This window comes from Paraburkholderia lacunae (assembly GCF_003353175.1).
GTDB lineage: Bacteria > Pseudomonadota > Gammaproteobacteria > Burkholderiales > Burkholderiaceae > Paraburkholderia > Paraburkholderia lacunae.
The window spans coordinates 1-21,323 of sequence record NZ_QHKS01000027.1; the positions used below are offsets into that span (position 1 = coordinate 1).

General features: G+C 62.7%; 18 protein-coding genes and 1 tRNA gene. 10 read left to right on the forward strand and 9 right to left on the reverse strand.

Going from position 1 to position 21,323, the window contains the following annotated elements; all coding sequences use genetic code 11:
* Nucleotides 1-209 precede the first annotated feature (209 nt).
* On the reverse strand, nucleotides 210-557 hold the full coding sequence (locus tag DLM46_RS30590) for a hypothetical protein (protein WP_115106893.1): 348 nt from the start codon (nucleotides 555-557) through the stop codon (nucleotides 210-212).
* Between the two features lie 775 nt (nucleotides 558-1,332).
* On the opposite strand from DLM46_RS30590, the gene DLM46_RS30595 reads away from it, so the two are divergent.
* From DLM46_RS30595 to DLM46_RS30605, 3 genes are all read left to right on the forward strand, one after another.
* The gene (locus DLM46_RS30595) at nucleotides 1,333-2,619 is read left to right on the forward strand and encodes an MFS transporter (protein ID WP_115106894.1); all 1,287 of its coding nucleotides are present in this window, start codon (nucleotides 1,333-1,335) and stop codon (nucleotides 2,617-2,619) included.
* A gap of 19 nt (nucleotides 2,620-2,638) precedes the next feature.
* Nucleotides 2,639-5,062, forward strand: coding sequence for a glycoside hydrolase family 31 protein (locus tag DLM46_RS30600; protein WP_115106895.1), 2,424 nt, complete (start codon nucleotides 2,639-2,641; stop codon nucleotides 5,060-5,062).
* A 63-nt stretch (nucleotides 5,063-5,125) separates the two neighbouring features.
* Entirely contained in the window at nucleotides 5,126-6,313 is a 1,188-nt protein-coding gene (locus tag DLM46_RS30605) for a porin (protein WP_115106896.1), read from the forward strand.
* Between the two features lie 107 nt (nucleotides 6,314-6,420).
* Here DLM46_RS30605 and DLM46_RS30610 read toward each other — a convergent pair.
* The 5 genes from DLM46_RS30610 to DLM46_RS30630 all read right to left on the reverse strand — a co-directional run bounded on the left by DLM46_RS30610 (nucleotide 6,421) and on the right by DLM46_RS30630 (nucleotide 11,845).
* Nucleotides 6,421-6,514: transfer RNA gene (locus tag DLM46_RS30610), tRNA-Ser, on the reverse strand.
* Nucleotides 6,515-6,753: 239 nt separating this feature from the next.
* Nucleotides 6,754-8,004, reverse strand: a complete 1,251-nt coding sequence (locus DLM46_RS30615; protein ID WP_115106897.1) for an aspartate kinase — start codon at nucleotides 8,002-8,004, stop codon at nucleotides 6,754-6,756.
* A gap of 370 nt (nucleotides 8,005-8,374) precedes the next feature.
* Nucleotides 8,375-9,823: a tRNA lysidine(34) synthetase TilS gene (gene tilS / locus DLM46_RS30620; protein WP_115106898.1), complete on the reverse strand. Its 1,449-nt coding sequence runs from the start codon at nucleotides 9,821-9,823 to the stop codon at nucleotides 8,375-8,377.
* A gap of 48 nt (nucleotides 9,824-9,871) precedes the next feature.
* Entirely contained in the window at nucleotides 9,872-10,843 is a 972-nt protein-coding gene (locus DLM46_RS30625) for an acetyl-CoA carboxylase carboxyltransferase subunit alpha (protein WP_106313411.1), read from the reverse strand.
* Nucleotides 10,844-10,966: 123 nt separating this feature from the next.
* Nucleotides 10,967-11,845, reverse strand: coding sequence for a DNA-3-methyladenine glycosylase family protein (locus tag DLM46_RS30630; protein ID WP_244306425.1), 879 nt, complete (start codon nucleotides 11,843-11,845; stop codon nucleotides 10,967-10,969).
* On the opposite strand from DLM46_RS30630, the gene DLM46_RS40620 reads away from it, so the two are divergent.
* Nucleotides 11,826-11,966 (forward strand): hypothetical protein, encoded by a 141-nt coding sequence (locus tag DLM46_RS40620; protein ID WP_244306426.1) that lies wholly within the window; start codon nucleotides 11,826-11,828, stop codon nucleotides 11,964-11,966. The genes DLM46_RS30630 and DLM46_RS40620 overlap by 20 nt on opposite strands.
* Nucleotides 11,967-12,054: 88 nt before the next feature.
* Here the strand turns inward: DLM46_RS40620 and cysS are convergent, their stop codons facing one another.
* Complete coding sequence (gene cysS, locus DLM46_RS30635; RefSeq protein WP_115106900.1) at nucleotides 12,055-13,452, reverse strand: cysteine--tRNA ligase; 1,398 nt, start codon at nucleotides 13,450-13,452, stop codon at nucleotides 12,055-12,057.
* 256 nt (nucleotides 13,453-13,708) lie between these two features.
* Here cysS and DLM46_RS30640 point away from each other — a divergent pair, with 256 nt between their 5' ends.
* The 4 genes from DLM46_RS30640 (at nucleotide 13,709) to DLM46_RS30655 (ending at nucleotide 16,552) form a co-directional block, all read left to right on the forward strand.
* A complete protein-coding gene (locus tag DLM46_RS30640; RefSeq protein WP_115106901.1) occupies nucleotides 13,709-14,467 on the forward strand; it encodes a tetratricopeptide repeat protein in 759 nt (252 codons plus the stop codon).
* Nucleotides 14,468-14,516: 49 nt separating this feature from the next.
* Entirely contained in the window at nucleotides 14,517-15,098 is a 582-nt protein-coding gene (locus DLM46_RS30645) for a peptidylprolyl isomerase (protein WP_115106902.1), read from the forward strand.
* Nucleotides 15,099-15,212: 114 nt separating this feature from the next.
* Nucleotides 15,213-15,707, forward strand: a complete 495-nt coding sequence (locus DLM46_RS30650; protein WP_115106903.1) for a peptidylprolyl isomerase — start codon at nucleotides 15,213-15,215, stop codon at nucleotides 15,705-15,707.
* Between the two features lie 47 nt (nucleotides 15,708-15,754).
* Nucleotides 15,755-16,552 carry a UDP-2,3-diacylglucosamine diphosphatase gene (locus DLM46_RS30655; protein ID WP_115106904.1) on the forward strand — a complete coding sequence of 266 codons (798 nt, stop codon included), beginning with the start codon at nucleotides 15,755-15,757 and terminating at the stop codon, nucleotides 16,550-16,552.
* A gap of 34 nt (nucleotides 16,553-16,586) precedes the next feature.
* On the opposite strand, the gene cysE is transcribed toward DLM46_RS30655, so the two are convergent.
* Nucleotides 16,587-17,420 carry a serine O-acetyltransferase gene (cysE, locus tag DLM46_RS30660; RefSeq protein ID WP_115106905.1) on the reverse strand — a complete coding sequence of 278 codons (834 nt, stop codon included), beginning with the start codon at nucleotides 17,418-17,420 and terminating at the stop codon, nucleotides 16,587-16,589.
* A gap of 356 nt (nucleotides 17,421-17,776) precedes the next feature.
* Nucleotides 17,777-18,604, reverse strand: coding sequence for an RNA methyltransferase (locus tag DLM46_RS30665; protein WP_115107082.1), 828 nt, complete (start codon nucleotides 18,602-18,604; stop codon nucleotides 17,777-17,779).
* Between the two features lie 349 nt (nucleotides 18,605-18,953).
* On the opposite strand from DLM46_RS30665, the gene DLM46_RS30670 reads away from it, so the two are divergent.
* Together DLM46_RS30670 and lplT are read left to right on the forward strand one after the other, a co-directional pair.
* Nucleotides 18,954-19,757, forward strand: a complete 804-nt coding sequence (locus tag DLM46_RS30670) for an inositol monophosphatase family protein (protein ID WP_115106906.1) — start codon at nucleotides 18,954-18,956, stop codon at nucleotides 19,755-19,757.
* A gap of 210 nt (nucleotides 19,758-19,967) precedes the next feature.
* Nucleotides 19,968-21,266, forward strand: coding sequence for a lysophospholipid transporter LplT (gene lplT, locus DLM46_RS30675; RefSeq protein WP_115107085.1), 1,299 nt, complete (start codon nucleotides 19,968-19,970; stop codon nucleotides 21,264-21,266).
* The last annotated feature ends 57 nt before the right edge of the window (nucleotides 21,267-21,323 follow it).

Sequence of the window (21,323 nt, forward strand, 5' to 3'; positions counted from 1 at the left end):
CCTGTTCGACCACTGACAGTTTAAAGGCGAGGCTGTAGTCCCGCTGTGTACGCTTGATCCCTGATTCCAATTGACTCTCCTTCCAAGGGCGGAAAAAGTGTCAACCCATTTCAGGACGGGTCACGGGCAATAAAAAAACCGCTCTTTTCATTCCGGGCGGTTTTTTTATCTGGTTCGACGAAGGCCGGTTCTGCAGCGCCAGCGGCGGCTTAGCGCCAGCCGCGACGATTGTCGTAGTGGTCGCGACCGTAGTCGTAACGGCCCGGCGGATGACGGCGATACCAGTCGTCACGCGCCCAGTAGCGGCGGCCATCCCAGTAGCGGTCGCCGTGCCAGCCGATCACGATGGCCGGGCCGCCGTAATACACCGGCGCGGGCTGATAGACGACCGGCGGCGGGGGCGGAGGCGGCGGCGCATAGACCGGCGCCGGAGCGACATAAACCGGCGCAGGAATGCCGATGTTGACACCGATGTTGACCCCACCGGCCATTGCAGCACCTGAGGCGCCCAACGCGAAAACCCCGAGCAGAAGTGGAACAAAACGAGCGGACTTCATCGATCACCCTTGTTGGGAATGTGTTGTTGGGCGAAATATAGCGCAAGGTCGCGCCCCGCGTATTTCAAGCTTGTAATAACTGATGCACTACATCGCGTGACTCGCCGCCCGGTTACGTTTCGTTACAAAGGACAAGGGTTGGTGAAAAAAGCATGGCGATCCGGGAGCGCATGCTCGCCAGTAGTCACCACTCACAGTGAGCGCGTGCTGGGCAGCAATCCTGTCCGCTCCCCTCTCATGCCGCAGGAAATCCAGGCGGCAGCTTCTCGACCCGCGGCGCATCGCTGCCGGCATTATCGGCGCACCGCAATCGATAGGATATCGAAGCATCACAGCTTCCCGATAGACGCCAGAATGCAACTTCGTTATCGCCGCAATAGCACGTTACTCACTCTCCAACCGATGCGGCGCGTCCCGTAGGGGCCACGCGCAATCGCATAGCGTCGCCGTTGCCCGGCAATCGTCCACCTCCGATCACACGATCGATCGCACGAACTTCACTCACGTAAAACGAACATTTGGTGTTCGAAAGAACATTTACGCAACAATCAAAAGTGAACAGTCGTCCGACCTCTCAGGAATATTGCGCAGCGCAGATTGCCCGTTTCCGGAATTATTTCAAAGCAATCAGCACGTTATTACATGGTTTTCCCTGGTAGTTCAGTGCTACCCAAGTGATACGATGACTGACACAAAAAGCAGGGAAATGTTCGAATTCGCGCATACCTGCCTTTCCCACCGGACAGGCGGCAGACACATTGGGTAGGAGACAAAGTTGAAAACAATCATCGGTTTGCGCTGGTGGATCATTGCGCTCGTGTGCCTTGGGACGATCGTCAACTATCTGTCGCGCAATGCACTCGGCGTGATGGCGCCTGAGTTGACGAAACTGCTGCACATGAGCACGCAGCAGTATTCGTATGTGGTCGGCGCGTTTCAGGTCGGCTATACGCTGATGCAACCGGTATGCGGCCTCATCATCGATCTGATCGGTTTGCGGCTCGGCTTTGCCCTGTTCGCCTGCCTATGGTCGATGACCGGCGTGCTGCATGGCTTTGCGAGCGGCTGGCTGTCGCTGGCGGCGTTACGCGGGCTAATGGGTCTGACCGAAGCCGTCGCCATTCCGGCCGGCATGAAGGTTGTCGCCGAATGGTTTCCCAATCGCGAAAAGTCAGTGGCGGTGGGCTACTTCAATGCGGGCACATCGCTCGGTTCGCTGCTCGCTCCGCCGCTCGTCGTCTTCCTGTCCTTGAGGTATGGCTGGCAAAGCGCGTTTGCCGTGACGGGTGCGCTCGGCTTCGCCTGGGCTGCCGCCTGGTACGTGCTCTATCGTTCGCCGACCGACCACGCGCGTATCAGCGAAGCGGAGCGCGAGACGATCGTCCGTGGTCAAACCCCGCCCACGCAGCAGCGGCGCAGCATCCGCGAGGTGCTCGGCACGCGCCGGTTCTGGGCTATCGCACAAGCGCGTTTCTTCGCGGAACCCGCATGGCAAACCTTCAGTTTCTGGATTCCGCTCTACCTCGCGACCCAGCGCCACATGGATCTGAAGCAGATCGCGCTATTCGCGTGGCTGCCGTTTCTCGCCGCCGACCTCGGCGGGCTGTTCGGCGGCTATCTTTCACCGTTCCTGATGAAGCATCTTCGCGTGCCGCTGATCTGGTCGCGTATTGCGGGTGTCGTGCTCGGCGCCTTCATGATGATCGGTCCGGCGTGCATCGGACTGGTCGCCTCACCATATCAGGCGATCGCGCTCTTTTGCGTGGGCGGCTTCGCGCATCAGATGATCTCGGCACTCGTCAATACGCTCGCGGCCGATGTGTTCGACCCCAGCGAAGTCGGCACCGTGGCCGGCTTTGCGGGAATGTCCGCGTGGATCGGCGGCCTCGGCTTTTCGCTGCTCGTCGGCGCGCTGGCCGATTCGATCGGCTACACGCCGCTATTCGGCGCCCTCGGCGCGTTCGACCTGATCGGCGCCACACTGCTGGTGATCCTGATGCGCGGCGTGTCGCGCGACTCGCGCCCGCGTCAAGTGGATAACGGCGCCAGCACCACAGCCTGACTTCACTTCAAGACCTATCATGAGTTCATTAAGGAATCTGAAACATCGGCCGCGCTTTTCGTTGTCCGCCCATACCGGCAACCACCTCGTGCTGACCGCGGACGCCAGCCCCCGAATCGAATTGTTCGTTCTCGCCGACGACATCATTCGCGTGCTCGTACTGCCGGACGGCGAGCCGCACGGACCGCGAAGCTGGGCCATCGCGCCGGGCGCGGACGACGTTCCGCTCGAAGGCCGCGACCGCCGCGACATGAGCGGCTTCACCCCGCCTTCATTCGAAGTGTCGAACGACGTCGACCACCTCATCGTCGAAACGGCGCGCATCCGGCTGATGGTCGAGCTCGATGGCGGATTCTGCTCCTGGGAGATCCTGCACGGCGCGGCATGGCATCGCGTGATGAGCGATCGGAAAACGCAGGCGTACAACTTCGGTTGGTGGGACGCGCGCGTGTATCACTACATCGAGCGCCGTCGCGGCGAAATGTACGTCGGCCTCGGCGAGCGCGCCGGTTCGCTGGATCGCGCGAATCAGAGCTACGAAATGCGCAACATCGACGCAATGGGTTATAGCGCACGCACTACGGATCCGCTCTACAAGCACATCCCGTTCTACGTGACGTGGCAACCGGAAACGTCGACGGGATTCGGACTGTTCTACGACACCCTTGCCGACTGCCGCTTCGACATGGGCCGCGAGCTCGACAACTATCACGGGCACTACCGGCACTTTGTCGCCGAGCATGGCGATCTCGACTACTACTTCATCGCGTCGGCGGATACGCCGTTGCATGCGGTACGACGATTTACGTGGTTGACCGGACGGCCGGCGTGGATGCCGAAATGGGGGCTGGGCTATTCCGGCTCGACGATGAGCTATACCGACGCGCCCGATGCGCAGCACCGCATGGGCGAATTCATCGAACGATGCAGCGAGCACGACGTGTTGTGCGATTCGTTCCATCTTTCGTCGGGCTACACGTCGATCGGTGCGAAGCGCTATGTGTTCAACTGGAACCACGAGAAGTTTCCGGATATCGACCGCTTCGTGCAGGGTTATCTCGAACATGGCGTGCGCCTGTGCGCGAACATCAAGCCGTGTCTGCTTCAGGATCATCCGGCGTTCGACGAAGCGGCGCGAGCCGGCCTGCTGATCGAATCGCACGACGGCAATCCGGCGTGGGTGCAATTCTGGGACGAAGTCGGCGCGTATCTGGACTTCACGAATCCAGACACCATCGAATGGTGGAAGGCGCGCGTGAAAGACAGCCTGTTGAAACACGGCGTCGCCGCGACCTGGAACGACAACAACGAGTTCGAGATCTGGTCGCCCGATGCGATGGCCCAAGGCTTCGGCCAGCCGTATCCGGCGCATCAGGCGAAGGTGCTGCAAACGCAACTGATGATGCGCGCGTCACGAGACGCGCAGCGCGAACACGCCCCCGACCGGCGGCCGTTCCTCGTGTCCCGCTCGGGCGGCGTAGGCATGCACCGTTATGTACAGACGTGGTCCGGCGACAACTACACGTCGTGGGAAACGCTGCGTTACAACCTGAAGATGGGTCTCGGGCTCGCGATGTCCGGCGTATCGAACAGCGGCCACGATATCGGCGGATTCTCCGGCCCCGCGCCCGGTCCGGAACTGTTCGCGCGGTGGGTTGCCTTCGGTATCTTCCTGCCGCGCTTCAGCATTCATTCGTGGAACGACGACGGCACGGTCAACGAACCGTGGATGTATCCCGAAGTCACGCAACAGGTAGCCAGCCTGATCAAACTGCGCTACCGGCTCATTCCTTATCTGTACGAGTTGCTATGGCAGTCGCACAGCGCGTATGAGCCGGTATTGCGCCCGATGTTCGCTGAGTTTCCGTACGACCCGCGCTGTCTCGCCGACGGCGACGACATGATGCTCGGTTCGTCGATGCTGGTCGCACCGGTCGTCGAGGCAGGCCAGTCGACACGCGATGTTTATCTGCCGGCAGGCGCGCGCTGGGTGTCGTACTGGAGCGGCGAAGCGTTTGACGGCGGCCAGACGGTGAGCTTGCACGCGCCCTTTGATCAACCGGTCGTCTTGCTGCGGGAAGGCAGCGTGATTCCGCTGAACGTTGCTGAACAACATTTCAGCCGTCCCGCCGATGAGCGCGCGTTCATCGCTGTGCCGTTCGCAGGCGCCGATACCGCTCGCGGCGGCTGCGTCGAAGACGATGGCGAAAGCGAAGCCTGGCGCACAGGCGCGCAAGGCCGCTGGAATGTCACGATCACGAGCGATGCGAGCACCTTGCGCATTTCGGTCGAGCGCGAAGGCTGGACGCAGCAGCCGCAGCCGGAAATCCGGATCCTCGTGCCGGCGGACGAAGTGCGCCAGGCCGTCTGCGATGGCCGTGCGCTACTGGCCGACCACACGGCCGACGGCTGGCGCTGCCTGACGATTTCCATGACCTACTGAGAAGCCCTGAATAACCGACCTGAAGGACAAAGGTCGCCTATCCAATCCGGAGACCCGCAAGCCATGACCTCATTGAAGCGCTCACGTACACGCACACTCGTTCTCTCATGCCTGCCCGTTGCGGGCACGTTGCTGTCGGCAGGCGCGTCGGCGCAAAGCAGCGTCACGTTATACGGCGTCGTCGATAACGCCTTCGCCTATGTCAGCAACCAGAAGGGACACTCCAACTTCTACATGAGCCAGGGCAACCTGCAGGCGAGCAAGTTCGGCCTGCTAGGTGCGGAGGACTTGGGCGCCGGCACGAAGGCGATTTTCCGGCTCGAAAGCGGCTTCAACTCGCTGACCGGCGCGCAAAGTAGCTCAGGTTTCATTTTCAACCGACAGGCATACGTCGGGCTGAGCAACGACAAATACGGGACGGTGACACTCGGCCGCCAGTACACGCCCTACTTCCAGATGGTCGGCGCACTCGGACCAACAGGTGTGCTGACGGGCGCGACAGGCGCGCACCCCGGCGACCTCGACGCTCTCGACACGACGCTGCGCCTCAACAATTCGGTGACCTACCTTTCGCCGAACATCGCGGGCTTGCAGGTCAGCGCGCAGTACGGCCTCGGCGGCGTCCCCGGCAGCGTGGCTAACGGCAGCCATTTCAGCGCGGCGTTTCGCTACGACTACAAGCCTTTTTCGATCGCCGCAGGCTACGTGAAACTGAAAGACATCGCAACGAGCCAGGCGCTCGGCAGCTACGCCGTCAACTCGCCGGTGAACAGCGGCTATGCGACGGCACGCAGCGCGCAGCTGTTCGCTGCAGCGGCCCGCTACACCCATGAAGACCTGATGGTCGGCGTGAACTATTCGAACGTGCAGTACACGCCGGGCTCCAGCTCGCTGTTCGCCAACGAAGGCGCGTTCAACACGTACGGCGTGATTACCACCTACCGGATCACGCCGGCCGTGATTGTCGGCGCCGGATACAGCTACACACAGGCAAGCAAAGCGAATGGCATCAGCGATCCGGCGCGCTATCACCAGATTTCGCTCGAGCAGACCTATAGCCTGTCCACCCGCACCACCTTGTACGCGCTGGAGGCGTATCAGCATGCGCGGGGCAAGACATTGGTCGCGGCGGGCAGCACGGGAACGAGTATTAGGGACGCTGTGGCTGTGGTCGGCGACTCGCAGAATACGACGCCGTCCTCAGGACCGTCACAGTTCGTCGGCATGGTGGGATTGCGGCACGCGTTCTGATCGCTGCCGGCGGCGAGCCGGCCTTCCTGGTGAAGTAGGTATATTGCGAGCCGAAAAAAACAAAACCCCGCAGAGCCTAGACTCTGCGGGGTTCTCTCTACCATTTCTGGCGGAGACGGAGGGATTCGAACCCTCGATCCAGGTTTTGGCCCAGATGCTCCCTTAGCAGGGGAGTGCCTTCGACCTCTCGGCCACGTCTCCCAAACTTTCGGTCGCGCAGGGAGTCAGCGCGACGAAGCCAAGATAATAGCGGGCCGAACCGCAGAGGTCAATGTCTACCGCACACTTTTTGTGCCAGGTTTGTCATCGCCACGCAATTTTTTCGCATTGGCCGCGCGTTAACCACGCAAGAGCACACGCAAGAGCACACGCGAGAACGCGCACATAGCGCACACATGCGCGGATGAGGCGCTCTTGTCCGCCTCATCCTTTACTGCAAATTACGCCTGATCCAGTTCGAACGCCTTATGCAGCGCGCGCACGGCGAGCTCCATGTACTTCTCGTCGATCAGCACCGAAATCTTGATTTCGGAGGTTGAGATCATCTGGATGTTGATGCCCTCTTCCGACAGCGTGCGGAACATCGTGCTCGCGATACCGACGTGCGAACGCATGCCGACGCCGACCACCGATACCTTCGACACCTTCGGATCGCCCAGCACCTGCTCGGCCTGCACGTGACCCTTGACCTGGTTCGTGAGGATTTCCATGGCGCGCTGATAGTCGCCGCGGCCGACCGTGAACGTGAAGGCCGTTTTGCCCTCGACGCTCTGGTTCTGGATGATCATGTCGACGTCGATATTCGCGTCCGCCACCGGGCCGAGAATCTGATACGCGATGCCCGGCTTGTCGGGCACACCCATCACGGCAATGCGAGCTTCGTCGCGCTGGAACGCGATGCCCGAGATGACTGCTTTTTCCATGGTCTCGTCTTCTTCAAAAGTAATCAGGGTGCCCGACTTCATTTCAGCTTCGAGCGGGATGAGCGGATCGGTCAGGCTCGACAGCACGCGCGTCTTCACCTGATATTTGCCGGCGAATTCCACCGAGCGGATCTGCAACACCTTCGACCCCAGGCTTGCCATTTCCAGCATTTCTTCGAACGTCACGCGATCGAGCCGGCGCGCTTCTTCCACTACGCGCGGGTCGGTCGTGTAGACGCCGTCGACGTCCGTGTAGATCAGGCACTCTTCGGCTTTCAGCGCGGCGGCGACTGCGACAGCAGACGTATCCGAACCGCCGCGGCCGAGCGTGGTGATATGGCCGTCAGGGTCGATGCCCTGGAAACCCGTGATCACCACCACTTTGCCCGCGTCGAGATCGCGCAGCACGCGCTCGCCGTCGATTTCGTTGATGCGCGCTTTCGTGAACGCGCTGTCGGTCTTGACCGGCACTTGCCAGCCGGCATAGCTGACCGCCTCGACGCCGGCTTCCTGCAGCGCGATCGCCAGCAGTCCCGAGCTGACCTGCTCGCCGGTGGCGGCGATCATGTCGAGTTCGCGCGGGCTCGGCTGAGTCGTGATTTCTTTCGCGAGACCGAGCAAGCGGTTGGTTTCGCCGGACATCGCCGACGGCACGACGACCATCTTGTGGCCAGCCTTGTGCCATTTCGCGACGCGCTTGGCGACGTTCTTGATGCGCTCGACCGAGCCCATCGAGGTGCCGCCGTATTTATGTACGATGAGTGCCATTGTCGTTCTGAACTGGAGGAGAAACCGCGCTGGCGCGCTGGAGACGACCGCACACAAGCACAACAGCGCAACGTTTCTGGAACGACGGCAAGGTGTGTGGCGGCGAGATGCAGCGCGCGTGCAGCACGCGCGGATTTGCCCGTGAATGATCGCTAATGGCTTACCGGAAACTACGGAACACAATCGGCAGCACGTCAAAAAGCGACGGCAAAAGCGGGTCGGGCAAACAAGTTAACGTACCCGATCGAGCGCAAAAAGACAAGCCAAAACGGCTGGAATAAGGGCTGAAAAGGCTTATCCACTCTGGTTTTGCGCCCTATTTGGGGCATTCCCGAGATAGCTGACGCGAACGTCCGACCGGACCGGTCGGTCAAGCGATCAGCAGATCGTCGTGCCAGACGATCTTGATGCGCGCTTCGGTCGGATCCGCCTGTTCGTGCAACGCCGCGCGATTCACACCGAGCAACGGCACGAACAGCAGTTCGTCGCCGACATAAAGCAGCGGCACATCGCGCTTCCAGGCGGGCACGCCGCGCTCCTGGAAGAGGTTCTTCAGCGTGCGGCTCGGGCTCTTTTGCGCGCCGCTCGCGCGCATGCGTTCGCCGCCGCTGCGCGAACGCGCGCTCAGCAATGCGCGGCTCAGAACGCTGATGGGAACGGCGTCGGGCTCGTCAAGGGCGCCATCGGCTTCGACAGCGATTTCGGCAAACACGAAGGTGCCGCGCCATTGCGGCAAACGCCAGATCGATTCGCCCTGCCACGCGAGTTGGCTGACAACGCGCGTGGCGAGCGCGGTTTCGTCGGCAGGTTCGCTGCTTGCGCCGGCTTCCCAGTAGATCAGGCCGCGATAGCTGCGCAGCGCCTGTCCCGCATGATCGACACGCAGAGCATGACCCTCACCTGCTTCGCCGACTTCGCGCAACTGGCGCAACGCATCGGTCAGACGCGCGGTGGATGCGGCGACCCTACCCAGCGTACGTAACCAGTAGCGCAGCAGATTGAGCGCGCGAGCGTCGTCGAGGGCGAGCAGCGCGTCTTGCGAGAGCGCGCGGCCTTCGTCGCGGGCCGCGGTGTTCATGTCGATGCGCGCCAGCTCGTCGAGCAGATGCTGTGCGGCCGCCGCATGCGCCGCCGTGCGCGCGAGCGCGTCGCGAAAACCGGGAAAGTGGACCGCCAGCGCAGGCGTCACGTCGTGACGCAACGCGTTGCGCGCGTATCGTGTATCCGCGTTCGATTCGTCGTCGATCCAGCGCAGATCGCGTGCGCGTGCATATTGCTCGAGTTGTGCACGCAGCAGATGAAGCAAAGGCCGCACACGCGCCGCGGACGCGCCCGCCGGCAAGTACTCGGGCGCCATCGCCGCAAGGCCGGCTAGCCCGGCGCCGCGCAGCAGTTGCAACAGCACCGTCTCCGCCTGGTCGTCCGCGTGTTGGGCGAGCCAGAGCGTGTGAATGCCGCGCGTCGCGCACAGGGCGTCCAGCGCGCGATAACGTGCGTCGCGCGCCGCCGCTTCGACGCTCACGCCCGCGTCGCGCGACACCTCGACACGCTGCGCCGCAAATTCGACGCCACGTTCCTGCGCAAACGCCTCGCAGTGCGCGAGCCATTGATCGGCGTGGGCGCTCAGCCCGTGATGCACATGCAGCGCCACGCAACGCGACGCCCCAGCGACACGCGCCGCCGCATCGAGCAACACGCTCGAATCGACGCCGCCGCTGAACGCGATCGCAATGCGTGCATCCGCAGGCAACGCGGACAGCGCCACGCCGACTGCCTCGAGAACGAGGCGGTCGGCGGGAGATTCGGCGGTGGGATTCACGTCGTTAGCGCGTTGAGCGCCGGATGACGAAAGAAAACGCGCGCGGGCTTACGCACCCGGCGTGGTTTCCTTGAACTTGCCGTACGACATCAACCGTTCAAAACGGCGTTGACGCAGGTCGTTGATGCTCATGCCCTGGAACTGGCGCAGCGAATCGGCGAGCGCACGGCGCAACATCGCGGCCATGCCCTTCGGATCGCGATGCGCGCCGCCGAGCGGCTCGTTGACGATCTTGTCGATCAGACCGAGCGCCTTCAGACGATGCGCGGTCAAGCCCAGCGCTTCCGCGGCTTCCGGCGCTTTCGCGGCGCTCTTCCACAGAATCGATGCGCAGCCTTCCGGTGAAATCACCGAATAGGTCGAGAATTGCAGCATCAGCACGCTGTCGCCGACAGCGATCGCCAGCGCGCCGCCCGAGCCGCCTTCGCCGATGATCGTGGCGATCAGCGGCGTCTTCAGTTCGGCCATCACATAGAGATTGCGGCCGATCGCTTCCGACTGGCCGCGCTCTTCCGCGCCGATGCCAGGGTAAGCGCCCGGCGTGTCGATGAACGTGAAGATCGGCAGGCCGAATTTTTCGGCCAGACGCATCAGCCGTTCAGCCTTGCGATAACCTTCCGGGCGCGGCATGCCGAAGTTGCGCAGCGCGCGCTCCTTCGTATCGCGGCCTTTCTGATGACCGATCACCATGCAGGCCTGACCGTTGAAACGCGCGAGGCCGCCGACGATCGACAGGTCGTCCGCGTAATGGCGGTCGCCATGCAGTTCGTGGAAGTCGGTGAACAGCTCGTTCACATAATCGAACGTGTACGGACGCTGCGGATGACGGGCGATTTGCGAAACCTGCCACGGCGTGAGGTTCGCATAGAGATCTTTGGTGAGCTGTTGACTCTTCTTGGACAGCCGTTCGATTTCTTCCGAAATATCGACGGCCGAATCGTCCTGCACGAAGCGCAATTCTTCGATCTTCGCTTCGAGTTCAGCGATCGGCTGTTCGAAATCCAGAAAGGTGGTCTTCATTGGTTGTAATCCTTGGACTTACCGGCAGCGCGTATTCTAACCGCGCTCGCCGATGTCAAAACCATCTCTCAACTATCAATTTTTAACAGTTGATAGTTTTTCACACGTATCGAATCTTGTTTTTCAGTAGTCGACCGGTAACGGATCGAGACTACGCCACATATACCAGGTGGCGACGGTGCGCCACGGCTCCCAGTTCGCCGCAACTTCACGCGCTTCGCTGCGCGTGACGGGCTCGCCGCTAAAGTAGTTGACGCTGATCGCGCGGATCAGGCCCAAGTCGTCGAGCGGCAGAACGTCCGGACGCGACAGATTGAAGATCAGGAACATCTCCGCGGTCCAGCGGCCGATGCCGCGAATCTGCGTGAGCTCGGCGATCACCGCCTCGTCTTCCATCGAGGTCCACTTGCCTACATGCAGCGCACCCGAGACGAAATGCTGCGCGAGATCGAGCACGTATTCGGCCTTGCGCTTGGACAGTCCGCACGCGGTCAGCTTGTCCTGACCGAGCTTGATGAACTGCTGCGGCACGAGCTTCGAACACGCGCTTTCGACTTTAGCCCAGACCGCCTGCGCGGACGCCACCGAAATCTGTTGCCCCACCACCGACCGCGCGAGCGTGACGAACGGATCGCCGCGGCTCAGCAGATGCACCGGGCCGAACTTCGGAATCAGCTTTTTCAGAATGCGGTCGCGTTTGACGAGGTCGGCACACGCCTTGTCCCAATACGCCGGGCGCGTGACCTCAGGCGTGAGGCCGCCGATCTGCACCGGCACCGCGATTTCGCTGGCGCTCTTCGCTTCGCCGCCCGCGGTTGCCGGCGCGCGCGTCTTGCGCACGACTTCGCCCTCGTGGGCGTCGCGCGCGAGTTCCTGCTCGTCGCCCGCGAGTTCAGCCGGCGATGCGCCGTTGCTTTTGGCGCGGGACGCCTTCGCGCGTTTCGAAGCAGGCGCGTGCGCCGACGCGCCATTGAGCGCGCGTTTGACCGTGGTTTTTTTCACCACAGTCGCGCCGGTCTTTGCCGCCACCCCGGCGGATTTCGACGATGCTTTCTTTACCGCACCGCTGCCCGCGCGAGTCGACGTCCTGGTCGATTTTGCTGCGGCTGCTGCGTTTGTTTGAGACGCGGCTCGTTTAGCCGGCGTCTTCGTGGCCGTTGCCATCCTGCCTCCTGCCTGGCGAGTCGATCAAAGGGAAGTACGAGGTGCGCTCACACGCGCCGCCACTCGGTCAACCCGCCGGGTTTGTCTTCAAGTGCAACGCCGGCCTCGAGCAATTCGGCTCGAATCCGGTCCGCTGCCGCATAATCTTTCGCCTGCTTGGCGGCCACACGCGCGGCGATCTTCGCTTCGATCGCGGCGGTGTCGAGCGCGCCCTCGGCAGCGCTGCCCGCCGCCTGCTGCAGGTACGCACGCGGATCACGGCCGAGCAGTCCGATCACCTGCGCGAGCGAGCGCAATTGACGGGCCAACGCGGGGTCGCGCGTGCGGTTTACTTCCGTTGCCAGTTCGAACAACACCGATACCGCCACCGGCGTGTTGAAGTCGTCGTTCATTGCCGCCTGGAAACGCTGCGCGTGCGCTTCGTTCCAGTCGAGCTCCGCGCTGTCCGGCGTGACGTCCTTCAGCGCCGTGTACAAACGCGCGAGGGCGTTGCGGGCGTCGTCGATATGCACATCGCTGTAATTTAGCGGCGAACGGTAATGAGCACGCGCGATAAAAAAGCGCACGACCTCGGCATCGTACTGCGCCAATACTTCACGGATCGTAAAGAAATTGTTCAACGACTTCGACATCTTCTCATTGTCGATCTGCACATAGCCGTTGTGCATCCAGTAATTGACGAACGTTTGTCCGGTCGCAGCTTCACTCTGCGCGATCTCGTTCTCGTGGTGCGGAAACTGCAGGTCCTGACCGCCGCCATGAATGTCGAACCGATCGCCGAGCAACGTGCAACCCATGGCCGAGCATTCGATGTGCCAGCCGGGGCGCCCGCGGCCGTACTTCGAATCCCAGCCGGTGTCGGCCGGCTCGTCCGGCTTCGCCTGTTTCCAAAGCACAAAGTCGAGGGGGTCCTGCTTCGCGTCGTTCGCCGCGACGCGTTCGCCCGCGCGCAGATCCTCGAGCGACTTGCCCGAGAGCTTGCCGTAGCCGGCGAACTTGCGCACCGCGTAATTCACGTCGCCGTCGCTCGCCTGGTACGCGTAGCCGTTCGCTTCGAGCCTCTCGATCATGCCGAGCATCTGCGGAATGAAATCGGTGGCGCGCGGCTCGATATCGGGCCGCTCGATGCCGAGCGCATCCGCGTCTTCGTGCAACGCCGCGATGAAGCGATCGGTCAGCGATTTGATCGTCTCGCCGTTCTCCACCGCGCGCCGGATGATCTTGTCGTCGATGTCGGTGATGTTGCGCACATAGGTCACTTCGTAACCGAGCGTGCGCAGCCACCGCTGTACGATATCGAACACGACCATCACCCGCGCGTGACCGACGTGACAATAGTCGTACACGGTCATCCCGCAGACGTACATCCGTACAACGCCCTCTTGCAGCGGCACGAAAGTTTGCTTGTCACGCGCGAGCGTGTTGTAGATGCGCAGTGATTCCATAGAGAACGGTGCGTGGGCCGAAAGAAATCCGCAATGTGTTTCGTGCTGTTTCGCGTGTGCCGCGCCCCACAGGCACACTGGCGGGAGCGTCATATACAGCAACAAGCACAGCAGCAAACCGGTGCACCTGGTGCGGCGGTCAGACTGCGATCAAGGCGGAGACGACCACGAGTGGCGAAAAGACAGTCGGCGGTTCGACGGAACGCGCAGACCTTTTGTTAGAATGGCTCGGAGTATAACATCCAGACCTGAGCCTATGAAACCTTCCAGTGGCCGCGCGCGCAGCGCTGCGACCCTCGCCGCGACGGCCTTGAGGAGTGTCTCCCTCGGCGCCACTCTCGGCCTCGCCCTCACGGTCTTGCCGGTCACTGCCGCGTACGCGCAGAAAGCCGGCACGCTGCCGACAGGCCCCGCTGTGCGCGACAACACGCCGGAGATCGACGCGTCGATCGCGCAGAAGAACTGGGAAGCCTCGTTGACGCAACTCGACGCGCGCATCGCGTCGAATCCGCACGACGCGCAGGCCAAATTCAAGCGCGGCACCGTGCTGGCCCACCTGAATCGCGACGACGAAGCGATCGCCGCGTTCACGGAGCTGACGCAGCTGTATCCGGAACTGCCCGAGCCGTACAACAACCTCGCCGCGCTCTATGCGAAACACGGCCGCTATGCCGAAGCCCGCGCCGCGCTCGAAACGGCGACCAAGGTGAATCCGGGCTACGGTCTCGCCTACGAGAATCTCGGCGACCTGTATCTGCGTATGGCCGACGCAGCGTACCGCCGCGCGCAAGGCCTCGGCAAGGCGAGCGCCACGACCTCGCAACGCCTCGCCGACATCGAGAAGATCGTCTCGCCGCCCAAAACGAAAACGCCGCCTGCGAAGAAAGCCGCCGTCACCCCCGGCGAGGACTACACCAGACGCGCCACGTCGAACATGACGGAGACGCCGAGCTTCCAGTTCGGCGGCGCGAACGGCTCGCTCGCCATGCCGCCCTACATGGCGCCGTCGAACTAGGCCCGCCACCGTTTTCGCCAATACGTTTTTTCCAACCCTGAGGACTTTCATGAAATGGTTGATGTTGGCGCTCGGCAGCGCCGCCCTGATCGCAAACGCACCCGCATTTGCCCAGTCCGGCTCGCAAGCCGCGCATCCGTCTGTCCTCTTCAAGACATCGGAAGGCGACATCCGCGTCGAGTTGTATCCTGAGAAGGCGCCCAAGACTGTCGCCAACTTCCTCGACTACGTGAAATCCGGCCAGTACAGCGGCACGATCTTTCATCGTGTGATTCGCGGCTTCATGATTCAGGGCGGCGGCTATACCCAGAGCTTCGCCGAAAAGCCGACGCGCGCGCCGATTCCTCTCGAAAGCCGTAACGGCCTGAAGAACACCGTCGGCACGCTCGCCATGGCCCGCACCAGCGATCCGAATTCCGCCACCGCGCAATTCTTCATCAACACGGTGGACAACGCCGGTCTCGACTATCCGAATCCGGACGGCAACGGCTACGCGGTGTTCGGCAAGGTCACAGGCGGCATGGACGTCGTGAAGAAGATCGAGGGCACGCCCACCACCACGCGCGGGCCGATGAGCGACGTGCCGCAAAAGGCAGTCGTGATCGAGTCGGCAACGGTTGTCGGCAAGTAAGCGCACAACAACAGGCAAGCGCCAGATCTACGCTCCGGCGCGGCCCGCCGTCATTTCATGTGACGGCGCGCCGCGCCTTTTATCCACCCCGTTCATTCATCAAGGGATTCCATCATGGTTGAACTGCACACGAACCACGGCGTCATCAAACTCGAACTGGACGCTGAAAAGGCGCCGAAGTCGGTCGAGAACTTCCTCAACTACGTGAAGGCGGGTCACTACGACAACACGGTGTTCCACCGCGTGATCGACGGCTTCATGATCCAGGGCGGCGGCTTCGAACCCGGCATGAAGCAGAAGCCGACGGCCGAGCCGATCACCAACGAAGCGAACAACGGTCTGAAGAACGTGACCGGCTCGGTCGCGATGGCTCGCACGAACGACCCGCACTCGGCAACCGCACAATTCTTCATCAACGTGAACGACAACGACTTCCTGAACCACTCGTCGCCGACGCCGCAGGGCTGGGGCTACGCCGTGTTCGGCAAGGTGGTCGAAGGGCTCGACATCGTCGAAAAGATCAAGAAGGTGAAGACCGGCTCGAAGGGCTTCCATCAGGACGTGCCGGTCGACGACGTCGTGATCGAGAAAGCAGTGATCGTCGACTAAGGTCGGCTCGTTTGAACCGAAGTTTGAACTGATATCAGGCACCTTCAATGCTGCAAGAAACGCCGCTGCGAAGCGTCGCCGCGGGCGTGCCTGGCGAGGGCAAACGCCCGCACGCCGCACGCCCGTTTTTTTTCCTCTCCGATATTCATCTGAGCGAGGCGATCCCGCGCACGGTCGCCGCGTTCGAACACTTTGTCCGCGTCACCGCCGAGCAGGCGGATTCGGTCTTCATTCTCGGCGATCTGTTCGAGTACTGGATCGGCGACGACATGCTCGTCGAACCGTTCGTGGCGCGCATGGCGGCCTTGCTGCACACGCTGTCCGAGCGCGGCATTGCGCTTTACATCATGCACGGCAATCGCGATTTTCTGCTGGGCAAGCGTTTCATGAAAGCGGCCGGCGCAATCTGGCTACCCGATCCGTTCGTGATCACCGCATTCGGCACGCGCATTGCGCTCGCGCACGGCGACGGGCTGTGTACAGCCGATCACGGCTATCAGCTGTTTCGGCACTTTGCGCGCAGCGGTGTCGCGCAGATACTGTTTCTCGCGTGGCCGTTTCGCTGGCGCCGGGCGCTCGCGGAACGCATGCGCTCGAAGAGCGAAGAAGGTCGCTCGCGCCCTGTTTCGTCAAAGTACGACGTAACGGCGAAAGCCGTGGCGGCGCTATTCAAGTCGACGAAAACGGCCACGATCATTCATGGGCACACGCATCGGCCGGCACGGCATCGCGAACCGGGCGGCACGCGCTGGGTCCTGCCCGATTGGGATCTCGACCACGGCGCGCGCCGTGGCGGTTATCTGCGGATCGACGCGGAAGGAATCCGGGCATTGCCGCTCGATTGAAACGAGCCTGAAGCACGCCATCAGGGCAAGCGCGTTAGCGCTCCGCCACCGACCCTTCGACTTTTCCTGCAATCGCGTCCGACAGACGCCGCAGATCGAGCAGCGCCGCATCGGCGCCTTGCAGTCCTTCCAGGCTGCTCCCCAACCGCTCCAGTGCGACGACGATTTCATCGATACGCTGAGCCTGCGTGGCCGCGTGATCGATCAGCCCGTGAATCGCCAGCGACACCGGATCGTCCGCGTTCGGCGTGATGCCGTACGCACAAAACGCGCTGCGTTCCGGAGCGGCCTTCGACTCGCGCCCCGCGCCGTTCGCGGACGCGCCCGCCTCGGCGGAAGCCGTGGCAGCGCCCGCCGGGACGATAATCCGCGCCGGATTGCCCACCGCTGTGCCGCGTGCCGGCACCGGTTTGGTGACTACCGCGTTCGAACCGATCTTCGCGTCCGCGCCGATCGTAAAGCCGCCGAGCACCTTCGCCCCCGCGCCGACGATTACGCCGCGCTCGAGCGTCGGATGACGCTTGGCGCCTCGCGTGAGCGAGGTGCCGCCGAGCGTCACACCCTGATAGATCGTGCAGTCGTCGCCGATTTGCGCGGTTTCGCCGACCACGACGCCCATCCCATGGTCGATGAACACGCGGCGGCCTACCGTCGCGCCCGGATGAATCTCAATGCCGGTCATGAAGCGCGCCATCTGCGAGATGAAACGCGCGAGCCAGCGGCGCTTTGCGCGCCAGCAAGCATGTGCGAGCCGGTGCAGCACGAGTGCGTGCAGCCCCGGATAACACGTGAGGACTTCCCAGGCGCTGCGGGCGGCGGGATCGCGCTCGCGGATCGTGGCGATGTCTTCGCGAAGTCTCGTGAACATGGCAGGGATGTGGTTGTAGGGGAGAAAACCGTCGACGCGGACAAACCGCACGCGACGGATGCCTGCCGCATAGCAGAGCGGCAGCTTTGCTTAGAACGTTTCGAGCGATTGTAGGTCGATTGCGCCGAACTTGCCGGAAGCCCACGCTGCCGGCAGGGGCGCAAGGCCGTCGCGGGGGCCGTCGCGGGGGCCGTTGGTCAGGCCGCTCTTTGGTGCATCGAGTTGCCGCCCGCATCCTGGGCTTGCGGCCCGGCGGCCCAATGGCCCGATGCCTCGATGGCCCGATGGCCCATGCCTCGATGCCTCGATGCCTCGATGTCCCGATGCCTCGACAGCCCGATAGCCCGATGGCCTGGTTAAGAGTCGTCGCCACCCGGGCGTTTGGTCTTCAGCAGAATGTGCTTGGCGATGCCGCGCACGATGTTCACTTCCTCGCGCTCCAGCCCGGAACGCGCGAATAGCCGCCGCAGCCGCGACATCAGCTTCTTCGGATTGGCGGGATCGAGAAAATCGAGCGCGACCAGCGCACTTTCCAAATGCGCGTACATGCTTTCGATTTCGTCGCTCGCCGCCCGTGCACCGACCGGCTCGCCCTGCCCCGCGGGTGTCTGAACCACCGCGGGCACGGCGTCGTCCGCGGCAAGGTACGCCGTGCGCAATTCATACGACAGCACCTGCACGGCCTGCGCCAGATTGAGAGAACTGTAGGCCGGATTGGCCGGAATGTGCGCGAGCGCGCTGCAGCGTTCGACGTCCTCGTTCGACAAACCGGTGCGCTCGTTACCGAACACGAGTGCGATCTCGCCGTGTACCGCATGCTCGCGCGCAACACTTGCGGCAGCACGCGGCGTCAGTTGCGGCGGCCCGTATTCGCGCAGCCGCGCGGTCAGCGCGATCGACCAATGCACGCCGTTCAACGCATCGGCCAGCGTCGGCACGACGTGCGCGGACGCCAGCACGTCATCGGCGCCGCTCGCCATAGCGATGGCTTCCGGATCGCTCTGCACGTGCGGCACGCGCGGCGACACCAGCACGAGGCGCGAAAAACCCATGGTTTTCAGCGCGCGCGCCGCCGCCCCCACGTTGCCGGGATGACTCGGTTCGACGAGTACGAAGCGGGTCGACGTGAAACCGCCGCGCAGATCCATGACAGCAGGATCGGAAGAATGGTGGGTGTGGTCCACGATGAAATTCGGCAAGCTGAAAGAACGCGTATGGTAGCGCCAACCGCGGCCGGCTCCGAATCGCACGCGCTGGGTGCACGAACGCAGCCAATGCCGCGTGCGCTGCCGGAGCGTCCCGGACTCAGGTAAAATACCAAAATTCGCGCCGTCTTCGTACGAGCGCCTCGTTCTTATTCAATTTGTCTCCGTCGGCGGAATGCGCACCAGGTCCTGTATCGGACGTGCGTTCCGTGTTGTTTCCGCGTTTAGTTTGCGCTCAGTTTGCGCGTCGTTCGCGCTTAATTGCAGCTCATTCATCGCTCATTTACCGGCAAGCAGCCGAGCTGCCCCGGCACAAGGATCCAGGCTCATGCATCCCATGCTCAATATCGCTGTGAAGGCCGCGCGCCGCGCAGCACAGATCATCAACCGCGCGTCGCTCGACCTCGATCTGCTCCAGGTCAGCAAGAAACAGCACAACGATTTCGTCACGGAGGTCGACAAAGCGTCTGAAGCGGCGATTATCGACACGCTGAAGACCGCTTACCCCGATCACGCGATTCTCGCCGAAGAATCCGGTCTGTCGGATAACGAATCCGAATTTCAGTGGATCATCGATCCGCTCGACGGCACCACCAACTTCATTCACGGTTTCCAGTATTACTGCGTGTCGATCGCGCTCGCGCACAAGGGCGTCGTGTCGCAGGCGGTGGTCTACGATCCGACCCGCAACGACCTGTTCACCGCCTCGCGCGGCCGCGGCGCGTACCTGAACGACCGCCGGATCCGCGTGGCCAAGCGCGACCGTCTGGCCGACGGCCTGATCGGCACGGGCTTCCCGTTCCGCGAAAAGGACGGCATCGAAGCCTATAGCCGCCAGTTCGCCGAAATGACCGAGGCTTGTGCCGGCCTGCGCCGTCCGGGCGCTGCCGCGCTGGATCTCGCGAACGTCGCCGCGGGCCGCATGGACGGCTTCTTCGAGCAGGGTCTGAGTCCGTGGGACGTCGCCGCCGGCAGCCTGCTGATCACGGAAGCCGGCGGTCTGGTGGGCAACTACACGGGCGACTCGGACTTCCTGCACGTGGGCGAAATCGTCGCCGGCAATCCGAAGGTGTATGCACAAATGATCCCTATCCTGTCGCGCTTCAGCCGTACCCGCCAGAAGCCGGCCTAAGGCCCGTTGTCCGGCGGATTGCGCGCCGGCCCCAGATAGCACGACAAAGCGGCTTCGGCCGCTTTTTTGTTGGCGCGCCTGCATGCGGCGGGCGTTCGTGCTACAAAGCGGGAAGCCGCGCCGGCGCGCCTCGAAAGATCAGGTGTGTGGCGCACGTTTTTGCACCGCCCCGCTTTGCGCGCGAGTGCCGCGCAGCTTCCAATCCGCTTCATGAAAAAAGGCTTTTACACAATCATCGCGGCGCAGTTCATTTCGTCGCTCGCGGACAATGCACTGTTGATCGCCGCCATCGCGTTGCTGTCGGTGATCCGCTCGGCCGCCTGGGTCACGCCCCTCCTGCAGATTTTCTTCACCGTCTCATACGTCCTGCTCGCGCCGTTCGTCGGCGCGTTCGCCGATGCAATGCAAAAGCGGCACGTAATGTTCATCTCGAACGCGCTGAAGGCGAGCGGCTGCCTGATGATGATCGCCGGCGTTCATCCGATGATCGCGTACGGCGTGGTCGGCTTCGGCGCGGCCGCCTATTCGCCGGCCAAGTACGGCATTCTCACGGAATTGCTGCCCGCCGAAACACTCGTCAAGGCGAACGCTTGGCTCGAGTCGGCCACGGTGCTGTCGACCATCGTCGGCACGATGGTCGGCGGCGCGTTGATCAGCACCTTCGCGGAGAAATTCGTCGCGCATGCACATCTGCCGTTGATCCGCTCCGCCGCCGATCTGGCGATGTTCGCGGTGATGGTGACCTACGCGATCGCCGCCGCGATCAACATCTTCATTCCCGATACCGGCGCACGCTATCCGAACCGTCTGACGGAGCCGAAGAAGCTGGTCGGCGACTTTGTGAACTGCTTCAACGTGTTGTGGGCCGACAAGCTCGCGCAGATCGCGCTGTGGGTGACGACGCTGATGTGGGGCGGCGCGGTCACGCTGCAATTGCTGGTGCTCAAATGGGCCAACGTGAACCTCGGGCTGTCGCTGTCCAAAGCGGCGGTGATGCAAGGCGTCACGGGTCTCGGCATTGCAGTCGGCGCGGCCGCCGCGGCCGCATGGATACCCTTGCGCCGCTCGCTGCGTGTGCTGCCGGTCGGCATTCTCACCGGCGCGGTCGCGATCGCCGTGGCGTTCTACAACAAGGACCTGTTTCCCGCGGGTGCAGGCATCCGCATCGGCTCGTACGTCGCGCCGTTCTATATCCTGCTCGCCTATCCGCTGATGATCCTGCTCGGCGCGCTATCCGGTTTTTTTATCGTGCCGATGAACGCGATTCTCCAGCACCGCGGCGCGACGCTGCTCTCCGCCGGGCATTCGATCGCGGTGCAGAATTTCAACCAGAATCTGGCCGTGCTGCTGATGCTCGGCGCCTACGCGCTGCTGTTGACGGCGAAGATGCCGGCGCAATGGATCATCGTCGTCTTCGGCAGCTTCGTGACGTTCATGATGTGGCTCGCGAAACGGCGCAGCGCGGTAAATGAACGCACGGTGGACATGCGGGCGCTGGTCGAAGAGTGACGGTGCGAAATTTCGCGTAACGGCGCGCGCTTTGGGATACGGATTGGCCGTTCGGCC